Genomic DNA, 15522 nt, shown 5'->3' on the forward strand with positions numbered 1-15522 from the left:
TGAATCTGAATCTGAATCTGAATCTGAATCTGAATCTGAATCTGAATCTGAATCTAATGAATTTGGATTATATATACGATAAGAATCTTCAGAGTTAACATCAAAAAACCCACCACCATATTGAACTTTACTAGGTAAGGTATAATAATGTAATTCCGTGCTTTTATCCAATTTAATATCACCCCAATTTCCAGTTATAAATGCATTTCTTAAATTAGTTCTTTCTTTTTTATAAGATTTCATAGGATTTATTAAATCTTTTGCTCCAATGTATGGGTTGCTTCCCAATATTTCTTTAAATGGTATTATTTCATCTTTTAACTTAGTAATATTTTGAGGATCGGCATCAGGTATTTCTCCTAGTAAAGTACCTTTTGGATATTTATCTTCATATGATGATAAAAAGTCATCGTATCCTAATTCTTTTAATATTAAATCAAAAAAATCATTTTTAGCCTTAGCTATCTTACTTTCTGACGTATTTTCTGATAAAATATCCTTTGTGATTTCTTTTATTTTAAATAATAAATTTTTAGATTTATCTACTTTATTATAAAATTCTTTACTATTTTCTTCTGAAAACATTTTAGATTTAGAATTAATATTAAATAAATCTTGTGCGTGTTTATATTTAGATTCAATTGTAGTTTGCAAGGTAATAGGAATTTCCTTTTTTTCTTTAGCAATTTCTTTTTGTATTTTTTCCTTTTCTTCAAAGAGTTGTTGTATTAATTTTTCTTTATCTTCTTTTAGTTTGTTTCTTTCTATAATATCTAATTCTTTTTCTTTTTTTAATTTTTCTATTTGTGATAAAAGATCTTTTTGAACAAGATCTAGGTGATCACCTATTTCTTTTGCCTTTTCTTTTTCAGTAATATCTTTTAATTTTTGATCTAATGAATCCTTTTCTTCATACATTTTTTTAATAATAAATTCCAAGTCTGATAATTTTAATGTATCTTTTTTAATAAATTCTTCAATTGTATTTTTGTATTCTGTAATACTATTCTTGATCTGGTCAAAATTATTTATTACAGTACTACTAAAACTATCAAATTTCTTAAAATATTCACTTTGAATACGTTCTATTTCGCTTTCGTATTTATTTTTTATAGCAATAATTTCATGATTTTGACTATCGTATAATAATTTATATCTTGTTTTTTCAGAAATTGCTTCTTCTAAATCCTTTTTAATTTTGTTATGTTCATCATTTGAAATAGTTGAATTTTCTGCATTTTTAAAGAAATTTAATAAATTATCTTTATCTACTTTACTAAATCCTTCAACAACAGGAATTTTTTCTAATACATCATTTACCTTTCCATTTTTCATTTCTGTAATATCTATAGGTTCTATTAATTTACCAATAGTACCATCAGCATTAATAAATCCAATTACTAATTTATTATTTGATACAATAAATCCAAGTGCTTTCGTATATGAAAATTTGAATGGTGAAAAAACAATTTTTGGATAATTCTTTTTAATATAATCTATAATATTTGATTTATTATCCATATATTATACTTAAACATTTTTTTTTTAATAAATTTACTAATAATTATAATCAAGTAATACGTCATAGTGATTTTCTCCTGTATATAATAAATTACAGTCAAAACGTCTATTACAATCTTCTGTTATTTTAGTACCTGATAGTATTAATTCAATCTTACCATTTGGTATAGGTTCTCCTTTTTTACATAATGTATATACATTAAAACAATAATCTTTAAAAGTATTTGATAAAGAAATTAAGGTAATATGATCTCCCCAAAAGTTGTCTTTCATATAATCATCTACAGAATATTCAAAAAATTCAGAATCTTTTTTATATAATATTTCCAATTCATTTTTCATTTCATTTTTAACTTTTTGATACATATTTGAATCACCATAAATAATCTTTGCTACAGCTCTATATTGACAATTACCATCTCCTTCTATACGTTCAAATTTAAAATCATATTTTTTTAATAAATCCTTAAAATCATTTAAATCATCTTTAAAATTGTCAATGTAATCTATTTCATTGCATTCTATATTAAAAAGATTTTTTCTTTTTTCTTTACCAGATTGCAAAGACATATTATTTAGTATTTTTTCTATTCCATTTTGTTCTATTCTAGTTTGTTTTATATTTTCTTGCAATGGAAATGGAATTTGAATTAGATTTGGATTTGGTATATTTTCTAATTCTTTTAATGATGGAAATTTATAAGATTGTGATTTAAGTAAAATACTTTGAGGAACAATAGTTGTATCGGTAGTTGTATCGGTAGTTGTATCGGTAGTTGTATCGGTAGTTGTATTGGTAGTTGTATCGGTAGTTTTAGGCAATACAATAGGTTTACTTGTTTTTGGTGCTTTAATAATTCCTTTAATTGACATTTTAAATGTCACTTTAGGTAATCTATTGAATTCGTTTATTAACTCTTCTAATTTATTAATATCGATTGCCTTATTACTTTCTATAAATGTTTGTAGACTAATTTTTTGTACTTTATCTATTATAATACTTTCTTTGACTGGTATTATAAGACCTCTTTTGGTAACAATCATAATTACTTTATTAAAACTATTAACTATTTGAAAAAATATATCATGAACTGTATCTTTTATTATAGATAATAAAGTTGTTGTATCGTATAATTCAGTATAATCAAAATTATCAGGATATTTGTTTTCTTTTACACAAGAAGATTTATAATAATCTATAAAGAAATTAACAATATTAGTTTTAGGAGTATCATTACTATCATACTTAAATGTATAAGAGACAATTGATTTTATATTTTTTTTCAATTGTAAATTACCTGGTGAACCTGGAGTCCAAGAAACTTGAGTATCTTTTACAATTAATTCAAATGAATTCATTCTTTTTAACAAGAAAATATAAGGTTTTGATGTATTTTGTTTTATAGGCAAGCACATGACTCTCATATTATTATAATCTTCTTTTTCTGTTGTTTTAGTTTTGATAAGAGGTATATTAATAATCATTATATTACATTCTAAACATCTTTGAATAATATCTATTAATTCTAACCATTGGGTTTCTTGATCATTTATTGATTTTATATAATTTTCTAATGATCCATATTTTGAATAAATTGTACCATTGTTTAACTTGTGAAAATCAGATTGGTTATTTTGTAAAAATTTTATTATATATCTTCTTAAACCAAAAGTTGTTGTATTTGATCCTATTTTATATCCTAATGCTTCTATAATACAGTTTAAAAATGAAAATTTATTTTGTTCAACACCCCATCTAATCATAGCTCCACCTTTCCGTCTAACTACGTCTTCGTTAGAAGTACCATTATTCGGAGTAATCAATTCATTTAACAATATATTTAATGGAGTTGGTAAAATACCTTTTCTCCTTTTTTCTAATGGCTTATTTGTTGTGATTAAATAAGGATTTTCTTTTATTACTTGTTCAGGTAAAACATATAATTTAGGTTCATTTTGAAAACAACAAGGTATTGAATTTTTAGTATAACCAAAAATTTTTTCATTTTCATGTTGATTACATGGTTGGTGTAAATTATTATTTTTTCTATTTGTAAAATCAACTTTAAAATCAGTTCCACATTTACCAGATTCCCCATTATTAGATTGTGTTAAATTATATAATTTTGTAGATTGTAACCAAATAGATTCATTTTCGTTTTCTTTTGAAATTTCATTTTTATGTATTGTATCAATTAGATCTTTATTATGAATATGTACTAATTTATTGTTTTCAACATCCAAGAAATAATAAGGTTGATTTATATTTTCTTTTGTTGTATCAGATATCATTTTTATAACATATGTTTTAATTTTTTGATTATTATACTCGACATTTATTAAAAAATTGGATGGTTGTACTATTGTTTCTAATAATAAAGGATCTCCGATATTTCTTAATACGCCTTCTCCCTTTTTTTGAAAACAACAAAGAATATTAGCAGGTGTAAATCCAGGATATTTATATTGATCTCCTGTACAAATATAATTTGTATCTTGATAATTTAATATACGATAATCTTCATAATTTCTCTTCTGATCATAATTTTCATAATTTTCATTATTTGCAGTTATAGGTTGACGTTCTTTTTGACATTTAATAGGATTTACTATACTTGGATTATATTTTCTCATTTGTTTTATATTACTCTTTTTCTTTATTTTTTGTTCATATTCTTCTTCAATATCAGAAAAAAGTGCATCTTCATCTTCCCCCTTTCCTAATTCATTTGCTATTAATATTTGGTTAATTATAGTTTCTAATTGCTGGTTACTTGAACTACCAAAAATATATAATAAAGAAGAATCCTTTTTATATGGATTGTCTTTTATATTTACTGTTAAACCTAATTTTTCATAATCTTCATCAACAACTATTTCTTTAGGTTTATAATAAAATGACAAAATTTCACTATTATTTATCATTTTTGCTGTAAAAATTTTTTGAATTCCTAAATCTGATAATGGAAATTTATCTTTTTGAACAAGTTCTTCAGTCGTTAAAATAGCATTAATAGATTCTATTGATATCTGTTCTTTTTTAATTGGAACAAGTCTCTTTGATTTAGAATATATACCAAATAATGTATCAAACTTTTTAATAATATTATTGATAATTAAGTGTATAATATCTATAATTTCATTTATAGAACGTTTATCATCTTCTATATCAAAAGTTGTTTTAACATTAATACTTCCATTGTCTAAAAATTCTATTGTCATATAATAATTGTCATTTGAATTTTGAAATTTAAAATGGTGTTTTATTACTAAACCTTTAATTTTTTTATACGTGATTTTATTTTTTTTCTTATTTTCATTTAAAATCCATGATTTTATAGTATCTTTGGATACAGAATCTATTAATTTATTATAAATTTTTATAACAGGATCTTTTTTTGATGCCGTGTTGTAAGCTATAAATGGTATATCATCAGATAATTCTAATATATTAAAAACAGATTGTGTATTAAGAAATTTATCTTCTTTACCAAATTCATTTTTAATAGAAAATGAAATACTAGTGTATATGAAACTTGGAGTTTTATCTTCGTTTATTTCATAATTAAATGACTTGTCTTGGTAAGCTATATTATAAAAAGACTCGAGTGAATCATTTTCATCATTAAAAGTATTTATATTATTTATCAAAAAGTTTTTAATAGTATTTTGAATATAATCATCAATATCTCTTTTTAAATTACCTTTTTCAGTTTCGCTTATGATTTGTAAATTTTCTGATATTATATAATTGTAAAATCTATTTTTTATTAAAAAATTAAAGTCATCTATTGTTAAATCAGTATATTCTTTTGATAATTCTTTAAAGAATTTGTATTTTTCATCTTCATTTTGAATATATAAAGTATATATGTCTTTAATATCTTTTATATTATCAAAAATAGATGTTACGTAGATAATAGGATTTGTGGGTAAAGGCGAATTGTAATAATTTAATAAACAATCTTTATTAGCTAGTAATTTTTTTTCGTTTTCATTTTTAATTTCTAATTTTATAAAACTTGGATAATATTTAATTTTATCTTCATTTTTTTGCATTGATAGAAATATTTTCTTTTTTATTTCTAAAATATTTTCGTCAATCAATACACCAAATGGTACACCGTTAGGATTTAATATAGAACCATTTTTTTCTATAATAGTTATACCTAATGTCATTATTAACATTTACTGAGAAATAAATCTTTTAAAAATATCGATTATATTGTTTATAAAAATTTATAAAAATTTTTTCTTTTCAATAATTGTTTTTAAAGAATTACAAATAAGAAGAAAATGATCTGTAATTTCTTTGATTTGTTCTGTTTTTTTAAATCCTGTCGTTATAATATTTCCTGTTTGAAATATCAAAAATGTAATGTTTGTACAAGTACATTTGTCTGAACAAATACAGGTACCTTTACCGTTAGTAGGTAAGGTATCTTTACCGTCCCCAACGTTAGTAGATAATGTATCTTGATTATTTAAATTTATTTTATAAATGAGTTTAATACCAGAATATGATTCTGGCTTGTATTTGCATATATAATTTAATTTTACAAGTTGTTCATATAAACGTTGTCTATTTATTTCATAATCTATAGTAAAATACACATTTATACAATTTACATTAAAATCTATTTTCTTTTTAAAAGAACAATCTTGTCGTCCAATGACGTCTACGACGTTACCTTCTTTTATTAGTTTATCTAAATTGTCTTTATTATCATCGCAACTCCAATTAAAAGGATTACATGAATATTCTATTTCTAAAACATCTTGTGTATTATCTATATTAATAATTTTATCTTTATCTATATTATAATCTATTTTTCCTATAAGAATAGTATTATTGTAATAAATAAAATCATTTATTGGATCAATGTATATATTAATATTTTTTTTATAAAATTTATTTCTATTTTTAAATAGTTCAATCTTTGAAAACCCTATATTTTCTCCTTTGAAATTAATAATAGAACGTTGTCTTTTTTTTTCTATTTTTGTAGAAATAAACATTTTTGTTTTATGATCAATAGTATATTCTTTTTTATTAATAATATATTTATTATTGTCTTTTTTGTATCCAATAATAACGTTACCGTCTCCAACGTTATCCTTACATTTACCGTCTCCAACATTAGTTTTATACGAATATACTAATTTATCTTTATCTATTAATACTCCATTTTCATCTTTTGTCAATAAAATAACATCTTTTTTATCAATTATGCTTTTTAATTTATAATAAATAGTTCTAGTAATATCTGCACCTTCATTTTCACTTTTACATCCAGTTAAATGTAAACTTCCATTTCCAAATAATTTTACATTAACATTATTCCCATCATTATTTAAAATAATTGTAATTTGATTGTAAAAAAGTGTTTTTTTTATTTTATCGATATTTTTATTTTTTGCTTTTTTATAAATTGAAGTAGAATATTTTCCTTTCATAATACTTAAATCGGCGTAATTGTATTTTATACCAATGATTTGGTCATCTATATTTAAATATTTTCCAATGTTTGTTAAATTTAATTGACAATATGGTAATTGTGTAGATATTGTAATTGTAGAAATTTTTGGTTCAGATTTCAATGACATAATATATTTGATTATAGCAATTTAGTGATTATAGCAAGTTAGTGATTATAGCAAGTTAGTGATTATAGCAAGTTTTTAATTAAATTCAATTTTATTCTATTTTTTTATTTGTATTTTTTTATTTGTATTTTTTTCTTTGTATTTTTTTCTTTGTATAATGTATAATGAAAGTAATTCATATACAAAAGGTAATAAAAAATAATAAATTGTTTTTTGTTGCTATAATAGCTTTATCAATTGTAGTTTTATATTATTATTTTTTTCATAAAAGAGAAAATTTCGATGGATCTGGTACAAACAATGTCTTTTCAAAATTAGCTTGTATAATTGGAACAGATGGAAATGAATATGTTTTTAAAGTTGATAATTCTTTAAATATAAAAAATTCTAAAACATTACATTCTTTAGTACGTAATTATAAAAAGGGCGATACTACTATAAATCAAATAAAAAAAACAGATTTCCTTGAAACTAGTGATTCTATTCCTTGTGATGAAGCAAACTTTTCTACTTATTATGTAAAAAAATTAAGAGATCCTATTTCTAAAACAAAAGCATTATTTAATACTTTTAATTCAAGTTGGCAAAATCAAGAATGTACAGTTTCAGATATAAAAAATGAAGGTCATTGGTGTAATAAAGTATATAATGCCATAAATGACAATCCTACATTATGTGATACAAGTGATCCTAAAAATAATCCTCCTAAATATTGTAACGATTTTAAAGATGTTAAAACTTTTGCATCCAGTTCTGATCTTACTAAAGGACCTATTATAAATAATTTAAAAGCATCTGGTAGGTCTTGTCCTGATCAATGTACTGTAAAATCTGGTAAAATACCAGATTCTTATACTGATCCAATTACAGAAAAATTAGTATGTTTAACAGACACTGGTCTTGTAGATGGTAAATGTGTTGGTACACAGCTTTTTACTATTACAAATGGAAAAATCATTGATAGTTATAGTAAAGGATGTAAAAAATGCGCATCAAGAGCTTCTACTGTAGAAGATAGAGCTACTTTAGCAGCTATTCCTGATAATATTTGGCCTTTTAATAAATGTGTAGAAGGATGTGCTATATAAAAAATTATATGTTATTTTAATTTAATTAATTAAATTTATTTTATATACATAAATATATATGTCATCACCTGCCCATTTTTCATTTACACGTTCAAAATATGACGAATGTGCTTTAGATAAAAGTAATAAAGAAAGTACATCTCCATTTGATTGGGTAACAGATAAATCAATTTTAGAATCAAAAGAAGTTTGTTTTCAAGCAGCTTCACCATTTATGCATAATCCATTTAGAAGTATTCCTGTAGAATCTATAGATGTTGAAAGTGATTTAAGAGGCCAAAATGTTAATTTTACAAAATGTCCTGAAAAGAAATTTAATCCAAATAAAGCAAATCCAGTTAAAACAAAAATATTATTAGATTGTGATAATAAACTTGTACCAGAATATACTAGAGTTGGTAGAGCTTGTAATGTTTTAAGTGGTATTAATATTAATCGTTTTCATCCACTTTGCGAAGATCATCAAGAAATAAATAAAATTCATGATAATGCTTATATTGGTACTAATACAAGATTAGTTATTAAAGATGCTTATAGAAAATAACTTTAAACTTTTCTGGTTACTTTTTTTATTTAATTTTATCAAAAAGTTTTTTAAACAATTCGTTATTTTCATAATTTTTAATTTTGATAGTTTCAATTGTTTCAATTAATTTTTCTTCTTCTTCTATATCTAAATGATCTTCTATATCAACCTCTACCATTTCTGACTTTAGTTGGCAAGGTACCTTACCGATGTCAAACCCATCGGTTTGGCAAGGTACCTTACCGATGTCAAACCCATCGGTTTGGCAAGGTACTACTTCTACTACATTTTTTTCTTCTTTAGTAATAGTTTGTTTATTTTCTTTATTATTTAGTCTATCTTGGTTATAATTGTATAAATTTGTAAAAGAGATATATAATAATCCCAAAGATCCAAAAATAGTAAGAACACCTACAGTTCTACCAACACCTTTTACAAAAGAAGAATAAAATACTTTTTCAAATGACATTTTAAATACTGATAATACAAAATATAAATTTCATTTTTTTTTTATTTTAAACGTTTAAAGTTTATAAAAACGTTTCCAATTTTTACAGTTTGAAAATAACTATTTAATAAATTTTCATAAAGATAAAAATCTAAAAATTTAGAATTAATATCAGATCTTAAACAATTAAATCCAATAATTTGTAAAGAATTTTTATTAATATCGAAAATTCTTTTAAAATCTATTGATAATGTAATATTGTATTCAATAGCTACACTATTATGTTTTGTTCTATTTGTTAATCCTGGGCAAAAATACCCTAGAATATCACCTATAATAATAGAATCTTCATTTTGGAAATAAGTAGATGTAAGGTTTTCTAAATAAGATAAATCTTTATTATATTTTTTTAATACCTCTATAACTTTATTTTTATTACATAATAATTTAAGATGTTTGAAATAAACAAAATTTGATATATCTACATTTTTTATAAAAATAATAACATCATAAAATTTAGAAATATCTTTATGAGATTTATATGCAGGTTTAATATTTTTTAAACAACAAATATATTCAAGAAAATTTTCTAAATCAATATCTAATGTTATAAATAACTCGTGTAAAGAATTTAAATCATTTAAATCTAAATGTGCAAACATTCTTGTAATTTATTATGAAAATTAATTTTCTTATTAAATACATTACGTATAAAAAATTATATTTATATAATTAAATATATATATATAACTATGAATATACATGGTACATTGCCGTCTAACGATATCTTCGTTACAGGTAATCAAGGTAATATTAAAGAGCGTTTAAAAAATGTATTTATATCGCAAAAAAATTCAGGATATCTATTTGATATGATTATAAAAAAAATCATAAAAACATATCCTCAATATAATAATATCTTGATTGAATACATTGAAACTTATAAAATGAACATGATAAACTTGCAAGAATTAATATTTGACGATAATTTTATTTTAATATACGAAAATAAAAAAGAGTTAGAAGATGTTTTAATAGCTTTAAATAAAATTACCGTTGGTAAATTTGAATATTTATTATTACAAGATTTAAATAAAAAACATGTAGAAGTAGAATCTGAAAAATATCAAGACAGAAATAACTCTATTAAAGAAATTACAGAAAATGAAATTGATAAAACAGAAAATGACATTGAATTAAAGGAACGTTACGATAAACGTATTCATTTCATGTCAGATGATTCTTATAAAAATAATAAAGGACAGTATATGTATAATATTCATGTACCTAAATTAAAAAGTATAGATTTGCAGTCAATTTATTTAAAATGTAACATGTATAATATTAATGAATTAAACAATAAATTTTATATTATAGAACAAAATGTAAAAACTCTTATAACTATACCTATTGGTTACTATTCTATTCATAATTTATTAGATTGCATGACAAAATTTTTAAATTTATCTTCTATAAATAAAAATAAAGATTATACTTTTAAATTATTTGTAAATATGTTAAAAAATAGAGTTTATTTTACTACAAATAACAATAATACCAATAACAATAATAATAACACTTTTTCTTTATTGTTTATAGAAAACGACTATAATTATAATTTACAAAAAATATGTGGTTTTAATAGAATATCTTATGCAAATAATTCAATATATATGGCAGAGAACTCACCTGATACAAATATATTTGAAAAAATTTATGTTCAAATATTTTTAAATGATATTCCATTAAATAAATACGAAACTACTAAAAAAAACTTTTGTTATTATGATATATTGCATTTAGATATGGAAAAGGATTTTGGAAAGACATTAACATTTTCTTCAGAAAACAATCAATATGACATAGATATAGATGAAGATTTTGATTTAAAAACTATAGGATTTCAATTTAATAATAATTATAATTATAGTTTAGATAATTTGAAATTTGAAATAATTATACGCTTTGAATATATTTAATTATTATTTTTTATTTATTGTTATTAAGTAATGAATTTAAAAGATGAATTTTTTGATGCGTTTAAAATAATATTAGATCCAGAAAAATATTGTTGTATATGTTTTAAAGATTTGCATATTTTACAAAAAAAAAGAAATAAACTACAGTCTACGAATGTATCTGAAAATTGGTTTGATTTATCATTAATAGATATACAAAGATCATTTTTTATTAATGATTATATACCAAACAATTTATTGGTAAAAAGTTGTTGTAATATACATTATATTTGTATAGAATGTCTAAGAAAAACAGTAAATAATTATGAAAATCATCCTATAAATGAATCTAATAGTCATATATTTTGTCCTTATCCTTTTAAAGATTGTCTTACAAAAATAGGATTTAAAAATATTTTTGAACATCATCTTATTGAAAAAATATGTACTACAAATGATGAATGGTTGGGTTATTCTGATCATGCAAATAAATATGCATTTCCAGGATTTACCATTATAAAATGTCCAATGTATAAATGTAATACTGATATATTAATTGAAATTGAAGAGATTAAAAATACATCAATTGGGGACCTCATTATAAAATGTTCACAAAATCCAAAATGTTTAAAGAAATTCTGTTATTATTGTAAACAGTATATTTCTTATTATACAAATAGTTGTTATGATTGTAAAACATTTTATGAAAACGAAAACCCAAATGTTTACAATTACTATATTAATAAAATAATACACGATTCGCCTTTAGAACAATTAAAAGAAGAAACTAAAGAAGAAACTATAGAAGAAATTATAGAAGAAACGGAAATTAGTAATTTTAGTTTTACAGAAGGATCAAACAATGGTTCTATAGAAAGTATAAAAAATAAATTAAATTATAAAGAAAGTTCTTATTTATATTTAAATAAAGAAATAACAATAGATATAGTTCTTGATCAAATAAAGAGTCTTTTAAATGAAGTATCAAGTTATATGATTTGTTGTATTTGTAGACGTAGTTTATATAAAACAGAAAAATGTAATGGATTATCTCATCATAATTTAGAAAGATGTTATGCTTGTGGCAGAATAGGTTTTACAGTCAAAGGATTAATTGAACATTGGAATTCAAATGGTATTAGTGGATGTTTCCGTTTTGATACTGACAATTATATTAAAAAAACAATACCTGAATACATTTGTAATGACCTGATTTGTTCAAATCATGAAATAGGAGATTGTAAAATATCTGAACATTCTGAAGGTATTTATAAATTAGAAAAGATGAGGATAAAATCATATATATATCATATAATAAAATCTCTTTTGCCTGAATTATCCTTAAAAGTATATGATATATTACATGAAATGTATAAAGACGATGATAAAATATACGAATTATTACCATATAAACAAACTTTGTTAATATTGCAAAATTGTAAACAAAGATATAAAGACTTTAGTGAAGAAATTGTTTATTCAGAGTTAAAATGTAAAAATCCAAAAGAAATAGATGATTTTTATATTAATAAAAGCTATACTTTAAAAGTTGATGAATATATAACAAATTATTTAATTAAAAGTAATTGTAATGCTAATAATAATCAAGAAAATACTCCATTACTTATAAGTGACCTTGTAGATACCCTGGACACCACTGACGCAGTTGATATAGACATAACTGATAGTATAATTAATTTATATGAACAAGATAATTATGATATTGTTAGTAGACAGATTACACAAGATATAAGAAGTGAAAATGTTATGAATTTATTAAATTTTTCACCTTTATATAATGATCAATCGTATTATATTCCTATATTACCTTACAGATCAACGTCTCCAACGTTGGAGGTACCTGACTATACTGATACTATAATTGATAGTATAATTAATTTATATAACGACTATAACGACTATAACTACTCTAATGACCATAGTGATAGTGATAGTAATTAATATTTTATTTTTTCTTGATAACAGCTTTTATTTTATCTTCTACTATAAATTGTTTATTTTGAATTATAGATTGTGCTAATTCTTCTGATTTTTGAGTATCTTTTAATTTTTCATTAATTTTTTCCATAATTACTTCTTTTTTAAATGTTTGTGGTATTTTACGAGCATATAAAACTATTTCTCCATCTTTTAATGATATGCTATCCATATCATTTTTTGTCATATATTCTTTTATTTCTAATTCTAATGTATCTGCATTTTTTTTTATAGCTTTTATACCCTTTCTCATTTCTACTAATTGCTTTTGTAATTGTAGATATGTTTGAAAAGTTTCTTGAATAGGTGTTGACATTGTATGTATTATAATAATAAAATAAACTTTACCGTCTAACGACGTACATATTAGTACTTGTTTCTAAAAATACAAATGTGTTTTGATTCAAATAAATCTATTTTATTATGGCAAAGAATGCATGTTAATATATTATTATTGTCATTGTTTTTAGTATTATCATTATTTTTAGTCTTTTTATTTTTTATAGGACTTTTTGACATTATATAAAATAAGAAAACAAAATGAATAAAAAATAATAACGTATAAATAATAATAAACTTGTATTATGTTTGCAACAAAATACAAACCAACTATACAAAAATCTCTTTTCCATAAAGATATAATAAATCATATAAGAAAATGGATTAAAATGTTGGAAACAAACAGTGAATATAATCTTTGTTTAAAACAAATTTTATTTTTACAGGGTCCTATAGGTTGTGCTAAATCTGTAACAGTTGAATGTTTGTTTAAAGCATATAATTTAATAGATATAGATTTAGATAATTTATCTTCTAATGAAAAAACGAATGATATATTAAATGCAATAGTTGATTTTAATTCTTTAACATTAGAAAATACATTTACAAAAAAACGTAATAAACAAAACATTGTTTTTATCGATAATATAGAATTATGTGAAAAAGGTTTAGATACATTTGTAGATTCGATACATAATATACATAATATACCTATTATTTTAGTATGTAATAATTTAAAATATAAAAATGTATTTTGTAATAATAATTATAAAAATTGTACTTTGATAGAATTTAAAAAGCCTAGTTTATTAGAATTAAATAAGCTACTTTCCGACATGAATGAATCGGAAAAGTTGAATTTAACAAAGGAAAATAATAAAGAATTAATAGAAAAATCACAATATGATATTAGACAATTGTTTTTTTTAGTAGAACAATGGTATTTAAGTAATAATATATCATTTGAGAATTTTATAAAAGCAGTTGATATGAAATGTGAAGATCAAGATTTAAACCAAAAGATGTCTTATTTATTAGATTATAGTAAAACTTTTGATTTTAATAAATCATTTAACATTAGTATATCTGAACCTCAAGTATTATCTAATAGTATATATCAAAATTATAATTTTATTAATGCTGAAAAAAAGAGTGACAATGATTTATTATTAAGTCGTTATTCTGATATGTTGTGTAGTATGTCTGAATCTACAATATTTCATAATCAAATTTATGAAAATCAATGTTGGGATTTATATAATGAATATACTGTATTTTCTACAATTATACCAAGTTATTATTTTAAACTAAATAAAGATATTTTAAAAAAAGATGATTTAAAACAAATGTCTATAGTATCTTTTAAAGATTTTTCTTATAATTTTATAAATTCTTATAATGAAGTAAAAAAGATTTGTAAAACAAATTTATATTCTAAAAAATTAAATTCAAATACTAATAATACACATATAATTGACTGTATTTGCGATGTAAAGTCTTGTTTTAGTATTGTACAAATACTAATTAATTGTATTGATAAATTAAATGAATATTTTGATAAAAATAAAAAAGGGAAAAATACAACAAAAAAAGAAAAAATAGATTTATGTAATAATATTTCTGATGATTATAAAAAGTATTTTGATAAATTAATTTCTTTTATATATGAATACAAATTATTTGAAATAAATGTAGATTCTTTAGACTTTAATAAATATAAAAATGATACTCAAATAAGAGAACATTGTAGTAAAGAAGTAGATTTACGTGTATTGAAAAGATTTTTAAATATCTTTACTTTAGATGACAGTCATAAAAATTTTAAATCCCATATAGAAATTTCTCTACAATATAAAATTTTTATAATTATTTTAAATTATCTCCAAAAACAAAGTACCTTTAATAAATTAAGAATACACGAAACAACAGAGACTATGACAAAGGATCTTTCTGAAATTTGGAATTTCTAAATACTTTTTAAAAAAAAAAGTATGCAAAAAAATATTAAAATTTTAACCAAAGTATTTCATTTTTAAAAAAGTATATTAAAATTTTAACCAAAGTATTTCATTTTTAAAAAAGTATATTAAAATTTTA

The 15522-nt window shown here is 21.7% G+C and carries 11 protein-coding genes; 5 read left to right on the forward strand and 6 right to left on the reverse strand.

The annotated features are described in order from the left end of the window. The 3 genes from AC8IG9_RS06180 to AC8IG9_RS06190 all read right to left on the reverse strand — a co-directional run. The coding region (locus AC8IG9_RS06180; RefSeq protein ID WP_507425940.1) for a hypothetical protein at positions 1 to 1521 on the reverse strand (1521 nt) is incomplete at its 3' end. Positions 1522 to 1557: 36 nt separating this feature from the next. After that, on the reverse strand, positions 1558 to 5700 hold the full coding sequence (locus AC8IG9_RS06185) for an OTU domain-containing protein (protein WP_507425941.1): 4143 nt from the start codon (positions 5698 to 5700) through the stop codon (positions 1558 to 1560). A gap of 60 nt (positions 5701 to 5760) precedes the next feature. Then, entirely contained in the window at positions 5761 to 7128 is a 1368-nt protein-coding gene (locus tag AC8IG9_RS06190) for a hypothetical protein (protein ID WP_507425942.1), read from the reverse strand. A gap of 164 nt (positions 7129 to 7292) precedes the next feature. Between AC8IG9_RS06190 and AC8IG9_RS06195 the strand changes: the two genes are divergently transcribed. Together AC8IG9_RS06195 and AC8IG9_RS06200 are read left to right on the forward strand one after the other, a co-directional pair. Beyond that, entirely contained in the window at positions 7293 to 8216 is a 924-nt protein-coding gene (locus tag AC8IG9_RS06195) for a hypothetical protein (protein ID WP_507425943.1), read from the forward strand. Positions 8217 to 8274: 58 nt separating this feature from the next. Further along, complete coding sequence (locus AC8IG9_RS06200) at positions 8275 to 8760, forward strand: hypothetical protein (protein ID WP_507425944.1); 486 nt, start codon at positions 8275 to 8277, stop codon at positions 8758 to 8760. A gap of 25 nt (positions 8761 to 8785) precedes the next feature. Here AC8IG9_RS06200 and AC8IG9_RS06205 read toward each other — a convergent pair whose 3' ends face one another. Both AC8IG9_RS06205 and AC8IG9_RS06210 read right to left on the reverse strand, forming a co-directional pair. Continuing rightward, on the reverse strand, positions 8786 to 9211 hold the full coding sequence (locus AC8IG9_RS06205) for a hypothetical protein (RefSeq protein WP_507425945.1): 426 nt from the start codon (positions 9209 to 9211) through the stop codon (positions 8786 to 8788). Positions 9212 to 9252: 41 nt separating this feature from the next. Then, positions 9253 to 9852, reverse strand: a complete 600-nt coding sequence (locus AC8IG9_RS06210) for a hypothetical protein (protein WP_507425946.1) — start codon at positions 9850 to 9852, stop codon at positions 9253 to 9255. A gap of 90 nt (positions 9853 to 9942) precedes the next feature. Between AC8IG9_RS06210 and AC8IG9_RS06215 the strand changes: the two genes are divergently transcribed. Further along, positions 9943 to 11169 carry a hypothetical protein gene (locus AC8IG9_RS06215; protein WP_507425947.1) on the forward strand — a complete coding sequence of 409 codons (1227 nt, stop codon included), beginning with the start codon at positions 9943 to 9945 and terminating at the stop codon, positions 11167 to 11169. A gap of 30 nt (positions 11170 to 11199) precedes the next feature. Further along, positions 11200 to 13110 (forward strand): hypothetical protein, encoded by a 1911-nt coding sequence (locus AC8IG9_RS06220; protein WP_507425948.1) that lies wholly within the window; start codon positions 11200 to 11202, stop codon positions 13108 to 13110. 4 nt (positions 13111 to 13114) lie between these two features. Here AC8IG9_RS06220 and AC8IG9_RS06225 read toward each other — a convergent pair whose 3' ends face one another. Further along, positions 13115 to 13462, reverse strand: coding sequence for a hypothetical protein (locus AC8IG9_RS06225; RefSeq protein WP_507425949.1), 348 nt, complete (start codon positions 13460 to 13462; stop codon positions 13115 to 13117). A 268-nt stretch (positions 13463 to 13730) separates the two neighbouring features. On the opposite strand from AC8IG9_RS06225, the gene AC8IG9_RS06230 reads away from it, so the two are divergent. Continuing rightward, complete coding sequence (locus tag AC8IG9_RS06230) at positions 13731 to 15395, forward strand: hypothetical protein (RefSeq protein WP_507425950.1); 1665 nt, start codon at positions 13731 to 13733, stop codon at positions 15393 to 15395. Positions 15396 to 15522: the final 127 nt, after the last annotated feature.

This window comes from Candidatus Allofontibacter sp. (assembly GCF_040404065.1).
GTDB lineage: Bacteria > Pseudomonadota > Alphaproteobacteria > Pelagibacterales > Pelagibacteraceae > Fontibacterium.